The sequence below is a fragment of the Fibrobacter sp. UWB3 genome, from assembly GCF_002210405.1.
Taxonomy (GTDB): domain Bacteria; phylum Fibrobacterota; class Fibrobacteria; order Fibrobacterales; family Fibrobacteraceae; genus Fibrobacter.
In genome coordinates, this window is the sequence record NZ_MWQJ01000004.1 from 283,650 (window position 1) to 300,728 (window position 17,079).

Consider the following 17,079-nt stretch of genomic DNA (forward strand, 5'->3'; position numbering starts at 1 on the left):
GATAGTAGAAAGTAGACGGTAGGAAGTAGGAAGCTGTCTTGCTGTCATGCCGGACTCCGTTCCGGCATCGCCTTTCTCGCAATTTAGAAGTGCGATACCGTTACCCGCCATAGTTTTTGGCGGGCTTCTTTGTATTTACGCTCGAATGCTGTTTCCGGTTTCTCGGGATCAAAACTTTCGCACTTAATTGTCATTCCCGCTTCATTTGTCATTCCCGCCACCGAGCGGGAATCTCCCTTATCGTCATCCTCGAAGCGAAGCGTAGGGGATCCATAAACTTCTTTCGTGGCAATCCTTGGGTTCTCTTCAAACACGATTCTCGCAGCTTCGGCAAATTCCCGGGCGTAGATTTCCCAGTTCGTGCGAAGTTCAATCGTCTCACCGAGCGCAAGGAGCGTCGGGAAAATCGGGTGCATGTGGAAACGTCTCGTGGCCTCGCTCTGCTTTGGCCACGGGTTCGGGTAATACACAGCATGGTACGGAATGGTCCACTTGCCCGCTTTGGCGTAATCCAATGCGAGCCGCCAAAAGTCCAGAAGCTCGGCGCGAATCCAGAATGCATTTGCGGGAACGTCTTCGCCCGCCGTTTGCGATGGGTTGCCGGCTTTGTTTAGGCGGGCGCAGGACTTGTCTATCCCGATGACGGGAATGCCCGGAAAGCGGCGAGCGATGTGGATTGTACTTTCGCCTGTTCCGCAACCGGAATCTAGAATTACGGCGACCGGCGCAGTCTCCGCATTTGCACCGGGGGCGCCATCGCGTATTGCATTTGTCACCCCGGACACCATGTCATCCCGGCCTTGTGCCGGGACGGGGTCACCTTTCTTCTTTTCATTTGTCATCCCGGACTCCGTTCCGGGATCACCTTTTTCAGCAGTTTCGTAGAACTTCCGTATGAATTCTTCGGCTTGAGCAAATGCTTCTCGCGTGTGGTCTGCGATAGGACGCAAAAAAGTTGTCCGCGCGTATTTGCGGACAACTTCTTCAAGATCTTTGTGCAGAGTCTCTTGATTCGATGTAACTGAATTTGCGCCCGGCATTATTCCTGCTTCCAGATGTCCAGCAGGTCTTGCCCGATGAGCTCAAAGTTATCTAAGTGGAGTTCTCCGTCGTCGTGGAACACGATTGAGAACGATGAGACCTTTTTGCGGTCTTCTTCGTTTGGCAAAAGGTCTGCCCAAGCGTACTGGAGCTTAGCCTTGCTTTTTGGAAGCGTGATCGGGTATGCCGTTAATGTCACGCCGTTGGCTTCGTCCAGAATCTGGATTTCGGCATTGCCTGTGCCCCAGGCGTCAAACGCAACTGAATCAACCATACTCAAATCGGTTATGTCGTATACGCCTTTAAAATACAACTTTACAAATGCAAAAGGCGCAGTATCTCCGATGGATGTTTCGGGGAAATCGAATTTGACATTGACTTGTTTGCCGCCATCGTCGGCATCTTGGATGACTGCAATGAACGGATGCTTTCCTATGAAGTCCGCCGGGTTGTATTCTGGATAAACCTTAATGGAGTCGACAACGGCAAATGGATTTGTGTTTGCAAGTGTCGTCGTGAGCAACAGCCAGGAGTAAGCGTTGTATCCAATAATGTTTTCCGGTGCATAAGAATGGATGTTGTCTCCGTCATCAAAGTCATCGATAAGGAGTCTTTCGTTTTTCGAAACCGGAGTCGGAGGGATGGAATCCTGCAGCTTGAGTGTCGTGACGGAATCGCCTGCATCTGTTTCAACAGAGACCTTCACCGTGTCGGCAGTTTCTGTCGGGATGATCACCATGTTCAAGTGTCCTGCCGGAAGACCGAAGATTTCAAACTTGCCATTTGTGATGGCTGCTGAATGGTCGAGACCACGGAACTTGACAAAGCCGTTCATGTTCTTTATGCTTTCGTCCGTGTTGCCAATAAAGTCGGCAATTGAACCGCCGATAAAGACTGACTTCTGCAAGTTCTGCTGACCGAGTGCAACGTCGCTTACGGTATCCTTGACATCCACAGGGAGCTGGAGCGCAAGTGCGGATTCATCAAGGGAGGCTTCCATCGTGTAGTTGCCAATGGCGACGTTTTCAATGGTCACGTAGCCGCTGTCGTTTGTTGTAGCCGTGTAGCCTTGACCGTCGAGGCTGTTGTGCTCGACGAGCTTGACGCGTGCGTTTGCTGCAGGTGCATTTGCGATAAGAATCTGTGCAGTGATGGCATTACCGGCTTCTGTACCGCTCGGGCCGCCGCCTGCAACTTCAGAACCGCCGCAGGCGCAAAGCGAGAACCCGATTGCAAGCGGTGCAATCAGCGAAATCAAGCGTCTGTTGTTGTTCTGCTTCAAGTCCATACCCTTAATATATAATTTCTTTTTGAAAATCATTTTGCACCTCCTTTGTTTTCGGGCGAGGTAGGGCCTGTTGCCGGGTCGGCTACCTTGTCGGAGAGGGGGTACATGGCAATGTTCAGTGCGTAAACGCGGTCGGCGCGTTCGCTCTTGCGGGCAAACTGCAAAAGCCCGCGACGGAATTCTTCAATCTTGTGCTTGATTTCGGGCAGGTCGGATTCATCAGCGGTAAATACCACGCTCGAAATGTCGCGTTCTTCGGGTTTGTGGCGGTCGAGCGATTCCTGCGCAAGTTCCATCGTGTGTCTGTGGAAACTGCGGACTGCAGAACTCTTGACTTCGCCGCCGGTGCTGATGATTTGGTCGGTGATGTTCCAGCCGCCGGTACCGTCCGGAACAACGAGCCCAAGCTGCTTCAAGATGCCGAGCGCGTTGCGGGCGTCATCCTGCGAAATAGGCGGGTTCAAATGCTTGCCGAGACCTGCGATATCGCTCGTGTCCTTCGTAATGCCGATGAGGGCGCGGAGTGCTGCACATGCCCAGCTGCCAAAGTAGGCAAGTTCCGGTTCCGAAAGTACGCGTGTTTCAAGGGAACGGAGTTCCAAAAGCTTGTAGTAAAGCTCGGAGAGCGTCTGCTTCGCCTTGGTCTTGTTGAACCTGTAAAGGGTCTTGAAATACTCTGCCCTTCGATCGTCTAGGCCGCAAATTCTGATGAACACGGGCAGGGTGCTCTCGTTCAGATGGCCTTCTTTTTGGAAAACTCGAACAAGCCAGGCCGGGTCCACGCCGGTTTTCTGGCCGAGATAGCGGTACGAGGTGAACGGGTTGTCTTTTTTGGTCTCGACAAACCAGTCCTTGAGGTACTCGCGGTATTCCAGGTAGTCTAATACTTCAGGCATACCCTATAATCTATATTATTATAGGGCCGTGTTGCGAAAACGTGTTGAGAAAATGGGCTTCGCGTTGTAAAATTTTCAACGAGCGTTGTAAATTCCCGTTTTTTCGCGAAAAAACGGGCTTTTCAGAAGTGTCATCCCGAGCGAAGTCGAGGGATCCAGTGACTATCCCTCTAAAAATTTCAGCAAATCCGGTATTTTATTGTGCGCGTCTTCCTTGCCGAGCTCGTAAAGTTCCGCAATTTTCTTCTTGTTGCTCTCAATGTCCGAAATCTTGATGAGGCGGCTTGGGCGGTAGATGAAGACCTTGCCCTCAGATTCGAGTTTGGCCAGTTTGTCCAGCGCCTGGTTGTAGCGGATATGGCGTGTGGCGACCGCTTCGACGAATTTCGGGTAATGGCGGAACACGAACTTGACGAGCGGGAGGGCCTTGTTGACCTTTTTGCGGTAGCCGAGCGGGCGCGTGAGGATCACGACGGCGCGTTCAAAACCGCTTTTGAACATGGGTTCGAACGGAATGCTGTCGGCAACGCCGCCGTCCAGGAACTTTCTCCCGTGAATTTCGACAACCTTGCTTAAAATCGGGAGACTAGCCGATGCGCGGATGCGGTTCATGTCGTCTTCGTTACGGTAGTCCAAAATGCGCGGATATTCGGCAAGGCCGGTTTCAACGTCTGTCATGCAGACGCGGAATTCGGTCTCTTGGCACTGGGCTGCAAACTTGTCAAATTCAAACGGGTCGATTTTGTACGGGATTTGCTTGTAGCAGTAGTCGAACGCGAAATAGTCGCCTGTAAAAAGCAGGTTCCTGAAGCTCATGTAGCGCGGGCTCTTGGAGTGCACGGTATCTACGCGGAAGTTGCGCCCGATTTGTCCTGAGAGAAAACTGCACAGGTGCGTGGCGCCTGCCGATGTGCCGCAGGCCCCGCCAAACTTGATTTCTTTGTCGGCGAGCACGTCAAGAACTCCGCCGGCATACGACCCGCGTAAACCGCCGCCCTCGACAACAATGGCTGTGTTTTTGTACTTCATGGCGTCATCCCTCGTAGACGAATTTGTTAATGCAATCCCAATTTTATAAAGCTATAAAAATTGTGGACCGGTTTTCCCTACTTAATGCTTATTTTTGTTTATCCAGCAGGGAACGGATCCAATCGTAATCCTTGGGATGGCTTACGAATTTTTCGGGCCGCTTTGCTAGTTCTTCCAAAAATTCGGCTGGGGTCATCCAGATGAAATCGTCAACCTCTCCCGGCTGCGGGACGAGATGCGCGGCTTCGTCGTCGGATAGCGTTATTTTGTACGTGTCATAGTATTCGTTATCGAAATACGTTTTGTTGTTCAAAACGTTCTCGTGAGTCGCTTCGAAAAGGTATTCCAGGTCTTCGGGGCGCTTGTGGACGCCCATTTCTTCGCTGAGCTCGCGGATGGCTGCGTTTCGGCTGTTGTCGCCTGCGGTGATGTGCCCTGCGCAACTGGTGTCGAGCAAGTTCGGGTTGTTCTCCTTGAGGTGGCTCCTCTGCTGGAAAACGATTCGACCGTTCTTATCGAATGCCCAAATGTGTACGGTGCGGTGCCAAAGTCCCTTCGCATGGACTTCTGTCCTACTGCGGGAATACCCCGCCGGAGTGCCGTCGCTGTTCAAAATGTCAATCATCTCTTCTGGCATATTTGCCTCCTGCGGTTTGAGGAATTATAAAGAATATAGCAATGTTCCCGAAAAAGTATTTATATTACCTATAGCAGGGGAGCGATGCTCGGAATGATATATCTATCATTTTTCGTTATTAATCTAATATGAATAATCTATTAGTCATTATTAATCTCCTATGCTACATTTGGGTGCGAAAAAAAGAAGGTGTATAAAATGGACTGGCTAATTGACCTGTTTGCAAAGCCCTCTGTAGGGCAACAAGTACTCGCGCTATCCTTGACGGCTGCCATCGGCATCATGCTGGGCAAGGTCAAGGTGAAAGGCGTGAGCCTTGGGGGAGCTGGCGCTCTTTTCGTAGGAATCCTTCTCGGTCATATCGGAATGCGAATCGAGCCCAGCGTTCTTCATTTTATGCAGGAATTTGGCCTCATTCTCTTTGTCTATACAATCGGTATGCAAGTAGGCCCGGGCTTTATTGACTCCATAAAGCGACACGGTCTGGTGCTCAACATTCTTGCGGTGAGTATCGTCCTCCTGGGTGTACTTGCTACCGTTCTTATTTACTTCACGACGAACATGCACGATAACGTGCCGGTGCTGATTGGCATGCTTTGCGGTGCCGTGACGAACACTCCGTCGCTCGGTGCTGCAAATTCGGCGCTTACGGCGGCTGGCGTGGACGCTTCACTCACGGGCGTTGGCTATGCGGTGGCTTACCCGTTCGGCGTGATTGGCATTATCCTCGTGATGATTCTTGTGCGCGTATTCTTTAGACAAAAACCGGAAGTCGCTGCCGCGGAATACCAGAAAGAAATTGCAGAACAGTCCAAGGAAATTGTCTCTTGCACGCTCCGTGTAGATAACGTAAATCTTGTGGGCTGCAAGATCAAGGACATTCCGGGGCTCATCTCTTCGGGTGCTGTGGTGACGCGCCATGCTCGCGACCAAGTGATTAACATGCCGAAGGGCGATATGACGCTTGAGCTCCATGACTTGGTGCATGTCGTCGGTATGCCGGATGCGATTGAAAGCTTGCAGAAGATTATTGGCGAAAAGCAAGAAAACCCGATTACGCTCCAGAAGTCGAATTTGACGGTCAAGACGATTCTCGTGACGAACAAGAAAATTCTTGGCAAGAGCATTCAGCAGCTTGCGCTCAATGACCGCTTTGGCGTGACCGTGAGCCGAGTGACGCGTGGTGGATTCAAGTTTACCGGGCGCCTCGATATCCGTGTGAAGTTTGCAGATAAGTTGCTCGTTGTCGGTACGCCGGAAAGCATTGCCGCTGCCGCGAAGGAACTTGGTGACTCGCTCACGGCGCTTGACCATCCGGAAATTCTCCCCGCATTTCTCGGCATTTTCCTCGGCGTGATTGTCGGTAGCATTCCGGTGGCGATTCCTGGAATGCCGACCCCGCTCAAGCTCGGCCTTGCTGGCGGCCCGCTGATTGTCGCAATTATCCTTAGCCGTAAACGTAAGATTGGCCCGCTCAACTTCTTCATGGCGAACAGCGCAAACCTCATGCTGCGTGAACTCGGCATTACGATATTCCTCAGCTGCGTGGGCCTCAATGCCGGTATCAAGTTCTTCGATGTGCTTTTGAACGGCGACGGATTCTACTACATGGCACTCTCGGCAATTATCACGTTCTTCCCGCTGATGATTGTAGCGATTGTTGGCAAGGCGGTGTTCAAGGTCAATTACCTCTCGCTTTGCGGTGTGCTTGCAGGTGCAACGACAGACCCTCCGGCTCTTGCGTTCGCAAACGGCCTCAGCAATTCCGAAGCAACGAACGTTGGTTACGCATCTGTTTACCCGCTCACGATGTTACTGAGAATCTTGAGTGGGCAAGTGCTCGCGATACTGCTAATCTCTTAAAGCGTTGGCGAGATGCGCGGTTGAATGTAAGTCAAGATGCGCGCGGCGCGATAACAGTTATTTTGGTTTTCCTGGTCATAACAAAGGGCGGCTCGAAAGGGCCGCCCTTTTCAAATGATTATTTATTAAGCTTGGGCTTTCTTCTTGTCCATGTGGGCGTAGATGCCGGCGAGGATTGTGCCGCTGATGGAATGGTAAGCGCAGCTGATGGCGCATGGCACAACGCAAAGGGCCGCTTCCGGGTGGAGCGCGATGTTCTCCGGGTTGGCAAAGAATGCGCCGGCGAGGACGGTTGCCATGCCTGCATTCTGCACGCCGACTTCAATGGAAATGGTGCGCTTCTTGGCAGTGTTGAATTTGAACAAACGACCGACATTGTAGCCGAGCACGTAACCGAGACCGTTATGCAAGAATACCACCGCGAGAATGAGCGCGATGAGTCCCATGCCGTTTGCGAAAAGCTGCGGACGCACGGTCACGATGACGCCACCGACGATTAATGCGAGGCCAATGACGCTTACGGCGGGCATGTTCGATTGAAATTCCTTGAATCCTGCACGCTTGCCGAAGAAGTAGTTACAGGTGAAGCCGATGAGAATCGGGAAAATCGTTACGTAAAGGATATTGAGGAACATGCCGACAGCGTTTACCTCGATGCTCGTGTCGGCAAGCCAAAGGACCAAAAGCGGAGTCATGAGCGGAGCGAGAAGCGTGCTTGCCATGGTCATGCTTACGGAGTATGTCACATCGCCTTTGGCTAAAAAGCTCATGACGTTGCTTGAAACGCCACCCGGGCAGCAACCGACGAGAATAATGCCGATGGCCAAATACGGGTCAAGTCCGAAAATCTTTGTGAGCGTGAATGCAACGAGCGGCATGATGGTGTATTGTGCGACGGCGCCGAGGAAAATGTCGGCCGGGCGTTTCATCAAGTTACGAACATCGTCCATGGTAATGGTGAGGCCCATGCTGAGCATAATAATGCCGAGAATAATCGAGCTTGTGTTACCGTGAACCCAGCCAAAAAGCGTGGGGATGAAAAATGCGATGACTGCACATGCGATGACGAAAAGCGATGTGTATGTCGATAAAAAGCGGCTAACAGCCTTTATTAAATTAAGCATTGTTATATCCTTCTTTTTGAGGTGCCCTAAATATAGGCATATACGCAGGGCGTGGCTATATAAAAATGGTGACTAAATGTCAAAAAAATACGGCACCGTTTTTACGGTGCCGTGCAGAATTTACTTGTGAAATCGCAGATTTCTCAGTTGCAGATTACACTTTTTCAAGTGCCTGCGTGAGGTCGGCGATAATGTCTTCGACATTTTCGATACCGACGCTGAAGCGGATCAAGTCCGGTGCAACGCCTGCTTCGATGAGCTGTTCGTCGCTGAGCTGACGGTGCGTGTGGCTTGCCGGGTGCAGCACGCAGCTGCGGGCGTCGGCCACGTGGGTCACGATGCAGATCATCTTGAGGCTATCCATGAACTGGATGGACTTTTCACGACCGCCCTTGATGCCGAACGTGAGAACGCCGCACGGGAGGCCGCCCTTGAACTGCTTCTGGGAAAGTTCATAGTACTTGTCGCCTTCGAGGCCGGCGTAGTTGACCCAAGCGACCTTCGGGTGGTTCTTGAGGAACTTGGCGCAGGCGAGAGCGTTTTCGCAGTGGCGCGGCATGCGGAGGTGCAAGGTTTCAAGACCGACGTTCAGGAGGAACGCATTCTGCGGAGACTGGATAGAACCGAAGTCGCGCATGAGCTGTGCGGTTGCCTTCGTGATGTAAGCACCCTTGCCGAAAGCCTTCGTATAGGCGAGGCCGTGGTAGCTCGGATCCGGTTCGGTGAGGCCCTTGAAACGGTCGTGGTTTGCTTCCCAGTCGAAGTTGCCGCTGTCAACGATGCAGCCACCGACTGCCATAGCGTGGCCATCCATGTACTTGGTCGTGGAGTGGGTCACGATGTCAACGCCGAATTCAATCGGACGGCAGAGAATCGGGGTCGGGAAGGTGTTGTCGACAATCATCGGAACGCCGTGCTTGTGGGCGAGATCAGCAAAGCGCTTGAGGTCCAAGACCTTGCCAGCCGGGTTTGCGACGGTTTCGCCGAAGACGCACTTGGTGTTCGGGCGGAAAGCCTTTTCGATTTCTTCGTCAGAGGCGTCCTGGTCAACGAATGTGCATTCGATGCCGAGCTTCTTCATGGTGACGGAGAAGAGGTTGCTCGTACCGCCATAAATAGCGGAAGTGCTGATGAAGTGGTCGCCGGATTCGCAGATGTTGAAAACGGCGTAGAAGTTTGCTGCCTGACCGGAACTCGTGAGCATAGCAGCCACACCACCTTCGAGAGCGGCGATCTTGTTGGCGACGGCGTCGTTGGTCGGGTTCTGCAGACGGGTGTAGAAGTAGCCGGATGCCTTCAGGTCGAACAAGTCGGCCATGTCATTGGTCGTTTCGTACTTGAACGTGGTGCTCTGGTAGATGGGGAGAACGCGCGGTTCGCCGTTTTTCGGCTGCCAACCGCCCTGAATGCAAAGAGTTTCGATTTTAGACATTTTTAGAATCCTTTATAAATTTTTTATGGTCTGCAATATAGTTAGTTTCTATAGCTCGGTCTAGTGAAAAGATTTTCGAAAATGGATGAAAGCTGGAAAGTATAGTCGAAATTAGGGAAAAATTATAATTAGCAATAGTTTTAAACTATATCTTCGTTGTTTTTTGCGCTATATGTAATAAATTAATTTTACATTTTTGTGAATTTAATTGTATTATATTGTTGATATAATTTTATTATAAATTTTTGGTATGAATTTATTGTTGAGCTTAACAGAACGGTGCAACCTTCGTTGTAGTTATTGCTATTATAAGGATAGTCAGATCGATCGCAAGATAGATATGAGTGACGAAATTCTAGAAGCGTCACTGCGTTTGGCGCTTGAAAGAACGATTGATCAAAAGCAGAGCTTTTTTAATATAACCTTTTTTGGGGGCGAACCCCTTTTGCGCATGGATGCAATCCGCTGGTCGGTGCGCTTTGTTAAAAAGTTTGTAAAAGAGAATCGTAGCAGATTCCCCGAAGATTTCCAGTATGGCTTCCATGTCAATACAAATGGAACGCTGTTGACCGATGAAATTTGCAAGTTCCTGAAAAAGGAAAATTTCAAGATATTCCTTTCTTTGGATGGCCCTGAAAGGAAACACAATATTTCAAGGCGCACCGTGGATGGCAAGGGCTGTTTCAAGCTGATTTCGCCGAATATTCCATTCCTTACGCAGATGCGTACTTCTGTGATTTCGGTGGTGACGCGCAAACATGTGCGTGGTCTTAGCCGTGCTGTGGAGTGGCTTTTTGACCAGGGCTTTAAAAGCGTGACGACTGCTGTTGATTTCGATGGCAAGTGGACGGGCGAGGATTTTGACGCCCTTGCGTATGAATACCAAAAAATGGCGCTTTTGTGGCTCAAGTACAGAAAGCAAGAAAAAGATTTTTATTTGGGCACGATTCAGGATAAAATCTCCTTTAGATTGCTGGACGTGAGGCAAAAGGAATATTCCTGCTTTATTTTTAAAGGCGGCCTTGGAATTTCGGCAAATGGGCAAGTGTTCCCGTGCAGCCGCTTTATCACTAGCGCCGAAGATGCAAAATATAAGCTAGGTTCTGTTTTTGATAGTAAAAACAAGCTGTTTAACGGGGCTGTTGCAAAGGATCTGCGCAATTATCTGAAACACGATAAGCCAGAATGCGATGGGTGCGCCATTCGATACAGGTGCTCTGCGCATGAGTGTGGTTGCAATGCTTTTTATACGACGGGCTCTGTTTACAAGGTTTCGCCTGAGGTGTGTACGCACGAACGCATTTTGGCTGCGATTTGCGACGAGGCCTTGGCTAAAAGACAAGAACTCGGAGAACTTTTTTAACACATAACAAATAACCAAGGAGTAAAAAAATGGCTACTGCAAAGAAAGCTGTCGCTACAAAGAAAACCGTTGTTGCCAAGAAGACCGTCAAGGCTACTGAAGTGAAGAAGGCTGTTGTGGCTACGAAGCCTGCCAAGGTTCGTAGATGGGGCGGCGAAGCCGGTGACCTCGTTGTCGATGATATGATCAAGCAATTGACCGAGCTCAAAACTTCTATGAAGAAGTTCCCGCGTGGCTGGAATGGTGGTGAAAGATTCGAAAAGGGCGCCGCTGAACTTAAAAAGATTGTCGCTACGAATCTTAGAGCTGGTGAAAGACTCGCTAAGAAGGCTAAGTAAGTTTTTCTTCCTTAATGAACAAAATCAGTCCATATTTTTGTGGGCTGATTTTTTTTTATCTTTGGCGGTGATGAAACCGGCTCCGATTAAAGCTTTTGAATCTTCTGCAAATGCCTCGCGCGGCCTTGCGCTTTGGCATGCCCTTGCGATTGGGACGATTGCATTTTGGGGCACGAGTTTTGTGAGCACGAAGGTGCTTTTGAATCACGGTTTTTCGGCGGTTCAGATTTTTACGTTGCGCTTTACGGTGACGTACTTGCTGCTGCTTGCGATGACGCATAAACAATTCCGTTGCGAAAACTGGAAGCACGGGCTGATTCTGTGCTTGTGTGGACTCACGGGTTGCACACTTTACTTTTGGGCGGAGAATACGGCGCTCTCGATTTCTCCATCGAGCAATGTCTCGCTGATTGTCTGTACGAATCCGCTTTTGACGATGATTTTTGGCGGGCTCATTTACAAAAGCGAACGCCTTTGTAAGCGACAGATTCTCGGGTGTGTGATTACGTTTATCGGCATGGTGCTTGTGGTGCTGAATGGAAAGTTTATTCTAAAACTTTCGCCGGTGGGCGATTTGCTTGCGTTCAGTTCGGCATGCATGTGGACGATTTATTCCTTGATTGTCCGGCCCCTCAACGGAAAATATTCTACGTTGTTTATCACGCGAAAGATGTTTTTCTATGGCGCGCTCTCGTCAATAATCATTATGCTTGGCGAAACGGCTTTTGCTCCAAACGAGGCCGGCGCTGGGCATTTCCTCGGAGTCCCGTGGCAGAACTTTGCAGAACCGGTGGTGTCTCTCAACTTCCTTTGCCTTACGGTGTTCTCGTCATTGTTTGGGTACCTGATATGGAATATGGTGCTGAAGCAAATTGGAACGGTGCTCGCGAGCAATTATATATACGCAATTCCGCTGGTGACGATTATTACGGCTGTCATTGCTCTTGGGGAACGTATCACGTCGGTCGCAATCGCGGGTGCTGTCGCCATTGTTGCTGGCATGGTCCTTGCGGAGTGGAAACCGCGGAAGTAAGATTTCATGAAAGGGAGATGCCCGTTCGGTGACGTGCATTACGGGGGATGACAACGCCTCGAATTGTTTACTATATTTTTCATAGGTAATGCCTTATGCGGTAAAACGCTGTATCGTATCGCCAAAGATTCGATATAAGAGAATCCTGTGAAAGCCGGGAGCGGTCTCGCCGCTGTAAGGGAGGACGAAACCAGCATAAACCAATGCTTGCCGCAAGGTGGGTGTGAAGGGGCTGGAAGTAGAGTGATCCCCGAGTCAGAAGAACTGTAAGGCACAACGGGCGCTTTGCGCCACGGGTTGTTAAACGGTGCGAAAGACATCGCTTTGCATAACCACGCGTTTGCGTGGGTGTTTGACTGCATGCAGTCGCAGTCTCTTGGGCGTTCGCGTGTGCGCGGCCGTACTGCTTGTGAGCGTTTCTAGTTTTTCCGAAGAGTTTATTCAAGATTTGGGCGAGTCCTCTGTTTACGAGACGACGAGTGTTGAAAAGCCTTTGCAGGCGTCTTCGAGTTATGCCGAAGTTTTGCCTGAAGCGTGGGAAGGCCGTTCGCTTTCGGCGGCTGAAGTCTTGGCTTCTTTGCCGGGCGTGCAATACACGCGTCAGGGTGGTGTCGGGAGTTTCCAGACCGTGAGCATTCGCGGTGTTTCGGCAAAAAACATTGTCGTTTGCATGGACGGCATTCCGCTGAACGATGCCTCGGGCGGTGCGGTTGATTTTGGCTCGATTGACTTGAACCAGATTGAAAAGATTGAAGTCTACAAGGATCGCGTACCGGCGAAGTTTGGCGGTCGCGGTATTGGTGGCGCCATTAACTTTGTCACGAAAGGTTCGAAGCCTGCCGAAGCTGTGCTCAAGCCGGAAGATAAAAAGTCGGGTCGTGTACTTTTGAGCTATGGTAGCCACAACACGTGGGAGGCTTCGACGCAGTTGCTTTCTCGCTTGACGGATAGCGCCTCGGTGAGTGCATCTTTGTCGGTACGCCATAGCGACAACGATTACGAATTTGAGAGCAATAATGGAACTCCGTATAATCATGATGACGATTTTACGGACACGCGCCGGAATGCCGAGTTCACAGAATACTCGGGACTCTTCAAGGCTCGCGTTTTGCATGCAAATGGCGTTTTTTCGACTTTGAATCTTAACTTTAGCCGTTCGGATGGTGGAAATCCAGGGCACGACGATTATCAGACGAGTGTCGCGGGTTACAAGGGTGATTTTGTACAGATGGCTTATCGTGCGGAATTGCCTCAGTTGCTGGGCTGGCTATGGCTTGAATTTTCATTGACGGGAAAGTTTGAAAAGGCTACGTCGCATTCATATTACCCGCTGGATCATATCGGGTATCCGTCTTCTGGATTGCAGGAATATGGCGCGGCAGGGTATAGCCTTGTTCCTGAGGTTGTTGCGAACTATTCGGGCGACCGCTTGGAAGCGAATTTGAGATTGTCGATGGATGCCTCCTATTATGAGAAACGCGGAACGATGCCCAAATGGAACCTTTCTCGTGTTTCTACTAATGCTTCTGCTGATGTGTTTTATGAATTAATCAAGAATCTTTCTGTTGGTGGCGAAACATCGGCTTTGATTGTCAAGGATGATCTTTATGGTGGAAAATTCGTACAGCCGACGACATCGTTGACGTTGAATACGGCGAAAGATCGTGATATTTCGTGGTCTGGGCGTGGCTTTGTGCGTTATGATGCCCCTAGTTCTCTGTATGGCTTTAGCTTGAGCTTTGGACGTTTTGTACGTACGCCGCAGTTGATGGAACTATATGGCGTTTATCCTGGAATGCTTTCGAATCCAGATCTTCTTGATGAATCTGCGCTGCGTTTTGAAGTGGGGGGCTATTACATGGTTCCCAAAAGCAATACTGCTATTCGTGCAACGTATTTTGAAACGCGAGTGGATAATGGAATATTTTGGTTAATGAATGCTGGCTTTGTAAAACCGAAAAATATTGGAAAATCCCATATTCGAGGGCTTGAGGCCGAATTGGAAAGTAAACCCAAAAATTGGCTTTCTGTGATTTTGCGTGCAACGTTCCAGAATGCGGAAGATCGAAGCAATGAAAACTATTATAATGGGAAGAAAATTCCGAATGAACCGGCGCGTTCATATTATGCCGAAGCACGATTCGATTTACCGTATCATCTTGATTTGACCTGGGTTTCGGAATATCGTACCAAAATTTTTGAAGACCGTGCGAATCGTGTTGTGGAACCTGCTGTGGATTTGCATCATGTTTCGCTTGGGTGGTCTCCATTTGTTAAAACTAGACTTATTTTCGCTCTTCGAAATTTAACGGATGAAAAGTATAGAAACCCCTATATTCCATTCCCAACTCCTGGGCGAGAATACAAATTAACATTAACACAGGGGTTTTAAACCCCGCGCAGAATGGGGCTTGCAAAACATGTAATCCACATCGTCTGCGAAAAACATAAAAAGGAACAACCATGAAAAAAATCCTCTCTCTTCTTATGGCATCGTCCTTTGCATTCTATATGCAGGCTTGCTCGGATAACGCCACTTCCGCTGAAGATGACGAAATCGATCTCGTTAGCTCGTCAAGCGTGGATAAAGCGAAATCTTCTTCCAGCAAGGCTAAATCCTCCTCTAGCAAGGGCAAGTCCTCTTCTAGCTCTGTAAAATCTTCTTCAAGCTCTGCGAAGTCTTCTTCCAGTAAGGAAACGTCTTCTTCTTCAAGTGCAGATGAAGGCTCTGTCTATGTGTACTTCAGTGATTGGACAAGCCCGGCTGGTGAACTCCGTTGGGTTAAGGATGGTAAGATCTCTGACGACACTCTTCAGTTCTCTCAGGATACCAAGATTGTTGGCGTTGATGGTAACATCTTTGTTGTAGAAAGTGGCAAGGGCGCCCTTGCGTTGGTGGATCCTGCGAAAAATAAGCCTAAGTGGCAGGTCAAGTTGGGCGATGGCACGAATCCGAGCGATGTCGTCAAGGCAAATGATAAGGAAGTCTGGGTTGCTTTGAAGGACGCTGCCAAGTTTGTGAAAGTTGCTATAAAGGATGGTAAGGTCACAAAGACTGTTAAGACTGAAAATCTTGTGCACACGGAGGGCCATGCTCCGCATTTGGCTGATTTTGAAGTCAGAAACGATACCTTGTTTGCTATGTTCCAGCGCTATGTTTCTGAAGGCTGGGTTACTTCTTACGATGTGCCGGGCCTCATCGCAATGTACAATCTTGATGATGGTGAATTCCTCGATACGATCAGACTTGCAAAGAAGAATCCGGCTGCTATGGGCTTTGCCAATGGTATGCTTTATGTTGGGTCTACTGGTGATTATAGTGGTGAATCCGACGTCTTCGGTATTGAAGTCGTTGACGTGGCTAAGAAAAAGTCGTCCGTTCTTATTGATGGCGAAAAATTCGGCACTCTTAGTTCGGGTCTTGTTTCCTTTGTTGTAGATGCTGAGGGCTATGCTTATGGTACTGCTTATAAAGACTATAATGGAAATGTGCCGCTTTTTAAGATTGACCTTTCTAAAAAGTCGGTCAAGACGGTTTCTGGTATAAGCGATGTTGAAGGCTCGCTCTTCTTTGACAATGCTACGGGAACGCTTTACATTGGTGAACGTGGCGAGAATGCTGGCGTTTACGTGTACAAAAACGATAAGGTGAGCAAGCTCAAGTCGCCGAAGGATGTTCTTCCGGTGAATAGCATCACTGTTGTGAGATAGTGTGTTACTGCCCCCGGCGCAATGGTCGGGGTGACAATTTGCTTAATTCGAGGCGGCTATTCCTAGCCGCCTTATTTTGTATAGCATCATGCGCGGGCTTACGGAAAGGTCGCGCCCGGCGGCGCTCATGTTGCCGTCATGACGGCGGAGCGCTTCGCTCAGAATTTCGCGCTCGTAGCTGTCCATCAGCGTGGCAAGAGGGCTGTTGCCTTCGGGGAGTACGGACGTTCCTGATGTGACGTCTGTTTGCAGCGTGGGCGGCAAATCGTAGGCGTTGATACAGACGTCTGTTGTCGCAAGGCATGCGTGTTCGATGCAGTTTTCGAGTTCGCGTACGTTACCGGGCCAATGGTAGCTCATGAGCATGTCGATGGCGGGTGAGCTTAAGCGCAAAATTTTCTTGCCATATTTGTAATTCATCTTTTCGATGAAATGGTCCGCTAAAAGTAAAATGTCCGTCTTGCGCTGGATGAGTTCGGGGAGCGAAATCTGGAAAATGTTCAGGCGGTAATAAAGGTCTTCGCGGAACGTGCCGTGTTGCATCATGGCTTCGAGATTCTTGCCGGTGCTCGCGATGAGACGCACGTTACAGCGCTGCTCGATGTTGCTGCCGAGACGCTTGAAACTTTGTTCCTGAATAAATTGCAGAAGCTTGATTTGCGCGGGGAGCGGCAAGTCGGCAACTTCGTCTAGAAAGAGCGTGCCGCCGTTTGCTTGTTCTGCCTTGCCGATGTGGCGGTTGGTGGCGCCTGTGAATGCTCCGCGTTCAAAACCGAAAAGTTCGCTTTCAAAAGAGTTCGCACCCTCGGTGAGGGCATCGCAGTTGAGCGCTACGAACGGGGAATTTTTGCGTTCCGAAAGCTCGTGAATGCTGCGGGCAACGTATTCTTTGCCGGTGCCTGCCTTGCCGCGGATAAGGACTGTTGCGGCGGTGGGGGCGATTTGGCGGACGAGCTTGCTCACTTCGCGCATTTCGCGCGTGTTCCCGATGAGTTCGCCTGGAATGCCTTCAATGACGTTGCGGATTTTCTGGCATTCGATTTGGTGCTGGATTTCGACGGATTCAAAGTTCTTTTTTAAAATCCCGTGAATGCTCTCTAAAAGCTCGCCACGCTTGCGAACCTTTTGGATTTTCTCGACTATGGCCGCGAAAGTCGTGTTTTCAAGAGCTTCGATATCCATTTTGCTTTTCGGGGAATCTCTGTTGCTGCATCGGGCCGTTTTTAGGCGACCCGACGCAGCTCTAGGAGAGATGAACGTGTTTAATATAGTAATAATTTACGTTCTTATATTACAAAAATGTAATAAAGTGATATAATTTTAC

Annotated in this window: 14 protein-coding genes and 1 riboswitch; of the genes, 6 read left to right on the forward strand and 8 right to left on the reverse strand. The window is 49.7% G+C overall.

The annotated features are described in order from the left end of the window. Positions 1-83 precede the first annotated feature (83 nt). From B7991_RS06915 to B7991_RS06935, 5 genes are all read right to left on the reverse strand, one after another. A complete protein-coding gene (locus B7991_RS06915; RefSeq protein ID WP_088630174.1) occupies positions 84-1,040 on the reverse strand; it encodes a hypothetical protein in 957 nt (318 codons plus the stop codon). Beyond that, the gene (locus B7991_RS06920; RefSeq protein ID WP_088630175.1) at positions 1,040-2,362 is read right to left on the reverse strand and encodes a carboxypeptidase-like regulatory domain-containing protein; all 1,323 of its coding nucleotides are present in this window, start codon (positions 2,360-2,362) and stop codon (positions 1,040-1,042) included. Before B7991_RS06920 ends, B7991_RS06915 begins: the two co-directional genes overlap by 1 nt. Beyond that, positions 2,359-3,225: a TIGR02147 family protein gene (locus B7991_RS06925; RefSeq protein WP_014545866.1), complete on the reverse strand. Its 867-nt coding sequence runs from the start codon at positions 3,223-3,225 to the stop codon at positions 2,359-2,361. Before B7991_RS06925 ends, B7991_RS06920 begins: the two co-directional genes overlap by 4 nt. 162 nt (positions 3,226-3,387) lie before the next feature. Further along, positions 3,388-4,254: a patatin family protein gene (locus B7991_RS06930; RefSeq protein ID WP_088630176.1), complete on the reverse strand. Its 867-nt coding sequence runs from the start codon at positions 4,252-4,254 to the stop codon at positions 3,388-3,390. An 88-nt stretch (positions 4,255-4,342) separates the two neighbouring features. Continuing rightward, positions 4,343-4,891, reverse strand: a complete 549-nt coding sequence (locus tag B7991_RS06935; RefSeq protein WP_088630177.1) for an NUDIX domain-containing protein — start codon at positions 4,889-4,891, stop codon at positions 4,343-4,345. Between the two features lie 198 nt (positions 4,892-5,089). On the opposite strand from B7991_RS06935, the gene B7991_RS06940 reads away from it, so the two are divergent. Next, a complete protein-coding gene (locus B7991_RS06940; protein ID WP_088630178.1) occupies positions 5,090-6,754 on the forward strand; it encodes a putative transporter in 1,665 nt (554 codons plus the stop codon). 125 nt (positions 6,755-6,879) lie between these two features. Here the strand turns inward: B7991_RS06940 and B7991_RS06945 are convergent, their stop codons facing one another. Further along, the gene (locus B7991_RS06945) at positions 6,880-7,878 is read right to left on the reverse strand and encodes a bile acid:sodium symporter family protein (protein WP_088630179.1); all 999 of its coding nucleotides are present in this window, start codon (positions 7,876-7,878) and stop codon (positions 6,880-6,882) included. Between the two features lie 154 nt (positions 7,879-8,032). After that, complete coding sequence (locus tag B7991_RS06950) at positions 8,033-9,310, reverse strand: O-acetylhomoserine aminocarboxypropyltransferase/cysteine synthase family protein (protein ID WP_176421774.1); 1,278 nt, start codon at positions 9,308-9,310, stop codon at positions 8,033-8,035. A 250-nt stretch (positions 9,311-9,560) separates the two neighbouring features. Between B7991_RS06950 and B7991_RS06955 the strand changes: the two genes are divergently transcribed. The 5 genes from B7991_RS06955 (at position 9,561) to B7991_RS06975 (ending at position 15,755) form a co-directional block, all read left to right on the forward strand. Next, positions 9,561-10,673 carry a radical SAM protein gene (locus B7991_RS06955; protein ID WP_088630181.1) on the forward strand — a complete coding sequence of 371 codons (1,113 nt, stop codon included), beginning with the start codon at positions 9,561-9,563 and terminating at the stop codon, positions 10,671-10,673. 29 nt (positions 10,674-10,702) lie between these two features. Next, a complete protein-coding gene (locus B7991_RS06960) occupies positions 10,703-11,011 on the forward strand; it encodes a hypothetical protein (protein WP_088630182.1) in 309 nt (102 codons plus the stop codon). A gap of 70 nt (positions 11,012-11,081) precedes the next feature. After that, positions 11,082-12,044 carry a DMT family transporter gene (locus B7991_RS06965; RefSeq protein WP_088630183.1) on the forward strand — a complete coding sequence of 321 codons (963 nt, stop codon included), beginning with the start codon at positions 11,082-11,084 and terminating at the stop codon, positions 12,042-12,044. Between the two features lie 76 nt (positions 12,045-12,120). After that, positions 12,121-12,331: riboswitch (cobalamin riboswitch) on the forward strand. Between the two features lie 65 nt (positions 12,332-12,396). Then, entirely contained in the window at positions 12,397-14,436 is a 2,040-nt protein-coding gene (locus tag B7991_RS06970; protein WP_176421775.1) for a TonB-dependent receptor, read from the forward strand. A 71-nt stretch (positions 14,437-14,507) separates the two neighbouring features. Continuing rightward, on the forward strand, positions 14,508-15,755 hold the full coding sequence (locus B7991_RS06975) for a hypothetical protein (RefSeq protein ID WP_176421776.1): 1,248 nt from the start codon (positions 14,508-14,510) through the stop codon (positions 15,753-15,755). A 42-nt stretch (positions 15,756-15,797) separates the two neighbouring features. Here B7991_RS06975 and B7991_RS06980 read toward each other — a convergent pair whose 3' ends face one another. Next, complete coding sequence (locus B7991_RS06980; protein WP_088630185.1) at positions 15,798-16,937, reverse strand: sigma-54-dependent Fis family transcriptional regulator; 1,140 nt, start codon at positions 16,935-16,937, stop codon at positions 15,798-15,800. Positions 16,938-17,079: the final 142 nt, after the last annotated feature.